The sequence below is a fragment of the Microbulbifer mangrovi genome, assembly GCF_002009015.1.
Taxonomy (GTDB): Bacteria; Pseudomonadota; Gammaproteobacteria; order Pseudomonadales; family Cellvibrionaceae; genus Microbulbifer; species Microbulbifer mangrovi.
Window position 1 is genome coordinate 1 of the sequence record NZ_LZDE01000095.1, and the last position, 878, is coordinate 878.

Annotated in this window: 1 protein-coding gene; it reads right to left on the bottom strand. The window is 60.4% G+C overall.

Going from position 1 to position 878, the window contains the following annotated elements:
* Positions 1-878 (bottom strand): ATP-binding cassette domain-containing protein (locus B4U49_RS00440; protein ID WP_143735435.1); only part of this gene is annotated, 878 nt, incomplete at both ends.

Here is an 878-nt window from a genome sequence, read left to right on the forward strand (position 1 = left end):
CAGGTGGTTGGTGGGCTCGTCCATGACCAGCACATTGGTGTCCATCATCATCAGCTTGCCGAACAGCAGGCGGTTCTTTTCGCCACCGGAGCAAACCCGCGCCTTCTTGTTGGCGTCGTCTGCGGTAAACAGCAGGCGCCCGAGCATGCCGCGTACCGCCAGGTCATCATGCTTGGGGGTGCGCCACTGGGACATCCATTCGAAGATGGTGAGGTCGTTGTCGAAGTCGGCGCTACTGTCCTGGGGGCAGTAGCCGATGGCCGCGTTCTCGGACCACTTCACCACGCCGCTGTTGGCCTGCAGCTGATCTACCAGGCAGCGCAGGAAAGTGGTCTTGCCGACCCCGTTCTCGCCGATCACCGCCAGGCGTGCGCCGGCCTCAAGGATCATCTCGCCGCCGGCGAACAGGGTTTCCCCATCGTAACCGTGGGACAGGTCTTCCAGGGTCAGCGCCTGACGGTGCAGCTTCTTGCTCTGCTGGAAGGTGATGTAGGGTTTCACCCGGCTGGAGGGCTTCACCTCCTCCAGCTTGATTTTCTCCATCTTCTTCGCTCGCGAGCTGGCCTGCTTGGCCTTGGATGCGTTGGCGGAGAAGCGGTTGACGAAGGATTGCAGCTCTTCTAGCTCCGCGCTCTTCTTGGCGTTCTCCGCGTGCAGCTGTTCCTGAATCAGGGTGGAGGCAGCCACGAAGTCCTCGTAATTGCCCGGGAAGACACGTAACTCGCCGTAATCGATATCCGCCATATGGGTGCAGACCTGATTCAGGAAGTGCCGATCGTGGGAAATGATGATCATGGTGGAGCGGCGCTGGTTCAGCACTTCCGCCAGCCAGTGGATAGTGTGGATATCCAGGTTGTTGGTGGGCTCGTCCAGCAGCA